We start from the raw sequence: 2,576 nt of genomic DNA on the forward strand, positions 1-2,576 counted from the left end.
CCGAACGGCTCGGCGCCAACGTCACCCGGTTCACCGAACTGCTCGAAGCCTCGGAAACGGTGAAGAAGCTCTCCGAGGGCTCGCGCGCCAAGCTCCTCGCGGCGAAGGACCTGGTGACCGCGGACATGACCGAGGACCAGGTGAAGCGCCTGGCCGAGCACCAGATCCAGCTCGCGAACGATCTCTCCGTCGCCTACGAACTCTCGGCCCGCGGCTGGCCGGGGCCGGCGGGCGCACCGCACATCACGGTCGACGAGACCAACAACATCAAGGCCCTGCAGGAAGCGGTGGACCGCCGCCTGGGGCTGGTCGACCTGTCGGCCGCCCGCCGCTTCGCGAACGTGGGCGGCGCGCTGCGCGACGAGAACCGCAAGCTGGCCGAGGCCGTGCTGGCCACCTTCGACCGCGACCGCGGCGCCCAGCTCCAGGCCGAGCACCGCATGCTGGCCGGGGGTGACGGCATCGTCTCCGACGTCGCCGTGCCGGTGGTGTGGGAGCGCACCGTCATCCGCGAGGCGCTTTACAACCTGGTCGCGCTGCAGTTCCTGGACGCAGGCACCGATCAGTTCGCCACCAGCTACATGATCCCCTACAGCTACCGCGACACCACGGCCGCCGGGCGCGACAACACCCGCCGCTACGAAGGCCAGGCGGTCGCTCGTGCCGGCGTCATCCAGACGGCGGACACGGCCTACAACATCCCGCAGAAGCTCGCCTTCGAGGTCTCGGACGAACTGCGCTACCTCACCGCCGCGCGCCACCTGAACTGGGAGGCCGTGGGCGAGAACCAGCGCAATGCCACCCGCATCATCGGCGAGGACCTCGACCGCCTGGCGTTCAACGAGATCCTGCACGCGGCGGACGAGTACGGCGCCACGGCCGTCTCGAACGAGAATCTCGAGCTGCAGGCCGACGGCACGAAGAACATCTTCATCCTGGCGCAGTTCCCGGTGGTGCGCCCGCGCAAGGTCTACGACCTGCAGGGCAACCAGGTGGGCAGCACGGTGAACCCCGTCACCGTGACGTACAACTCGAACCCGGTGCTCGAGTACGACGGCACGGGCACGCAGGCGAACGGCACCTACTACGTGCTCGACTACAACCTGGGCGAGATCCGGCTGGTCAACCAGGCCGGCGCCATCCAGGTGCCGGCGGACGCCACCGCGTACACGATCAGCTACAGCTACGCGACGAACGTCTACAAGTTCGACACCGATCTCGGCTCGGCCGCCATCGATGCGCACTGGGACACGTTCCTGTACCGCTATGGGCTCCGCAAGGCCGTGATCGAGGACCAGCGCTTCCACATGGCCAACTACGGGCTGATGTCCGGCACCGTGATGACCATGATCGAGCAGGCCAAGCAGTTCGGCGCCAACGCGCGGCGCGCCGGCACGGACCTCGCCGCCGACGGCAACCTCGGCCGCATCAAGGACGTGCCGAACTACAAGACCTCGGCCCCGGGCCTGTGGATGGGCGACCAGCGCATCATCGTGGCCGAGCGCGGCGTGACCCGCATGCGCATCACCAAGCCGTGGACCTTGGGCGAGCTCGAGAACCAGAAGGACGGCAACGGCCGCTTCACCGGCAAGAAGGAAGCCTACGGCGACCAGTTCCTGGTGATGCACACGCCGAACCCACTTAAGCGCGCCGCGACCTCGATCGTGCTGTTCAGCACCACGGCTCGCGTCGCCCGCGCGGCGTAACCCGTCAGCGTTGCCGGCGCCGACCACGGCGCCGGTGCCGCGCCCACCTGAGCACCCGGAGGCCCTATGGACGACATCCCCATCCACAACCACTCGCCCATGCCCCTCTGGGTGGGGGGCACGATGGTCCCCCCGGGCGAGACCCGCATCTTCCCGATGCACCAGGTTCCCGAACACCTGCGCCCGGCGCCGGTGGCGGCCGAGCCGGAGGCGGTTGTCGACCTGGTGCTCGCGCTGCTCGACGGCTCCGTGGCGGACGTCGCCGAGGGCCTGGGGGATCTCCTCGACGAATCCCTCGACCGCCTGGAATCCGCCGAGAAGGCCGGCAAGGCCCGCAAGGGCGTGATGTCGGCCATCGCGGAGGAGCGCCTGCGCCGGGCCAACGCCGCGCAGATCCGCGAACAGCTCGCCCAGATGGACGACGCGGCGCTGGAGAAGCTCTACAACGACCTGCCAGACGGCGCCGTGGAAGGGCCGATCGCCGAGGCGCTGATGGTCGAGCGGGGCATCGGGGTGCCGGCGATGCGGGCGCGGCTATTGCCGCTCGACGACGCGGCGCTGTATGCGCGCCGTGCCGAGCTGACGGAGCACGACGGTCCGGACAGCGACGATGAGCTGGCCGAGGTGCAGTTCATCGACGAGATGCTGGCGGCGCGCGCTGCGGCCCTCGGAGCCTGAGCCAGCGTGCCCGGCCTCATGCGCATGTCGCCCTGGCTCGTCATCACGGCGGCGCTCGTCGCGATGGTGTACGTCATCGCGCCGGCGCAGCTCGAGGTGGCGGGGTGGAAGCTGCTGCTGCTCTCGGGCGCGGCCTACCTCGGCTACTGGATGTACCGGCACCTCTACCCCTACGCGCGACCGCATGAGCTG

At 69.4% G+C, this 2,576-nt stretch carries 3 protein-coding genes; all 3 read left to right on the forward strand.

The window, feature by feature from the left end; translation table 11 throughout:
- On the forward strand, positions 1 to 1,706 hold a 1,706-nt coding region (locus AB7U92_RS25730; RefSeq protein ID WP_428583485.1), incomplete at its 5' end, for a hypothetical protein.
- Between the two features lie 66 nt (positions 1,707 to 1,772).
- Positions 1,773 to 2,384 (forward strand): hypothetical protein, encoded by a 612-nt coding sequence (locus AB7U92_RS25735; protein WP_428583487.1) that lies wholly within the window; start codon positions 1,773 to 1,775, stop codon positions 2,382 to 2,384.
- A 6-nt stretch (positions 2,385 to 2,390) separates the two neighbouring features.
- Positions 2,391 to 2,576 (forward strand): putative holin (locus AB7U92_RS25740; RefSeq protein ID WP_428583489.1); only part of this gene is annotated, 186 nt, incomplete at its 3' end.

Origin of the sequence: Piscinibacter sp. (genome assembly GCF_050175855.1) — a bacterium.
Lineage (GTDB): Bacteria > Pseudomonadota > Gammaproteobacteria > Burkholderiales > Burkholderiaceae_C > Piscinibacter.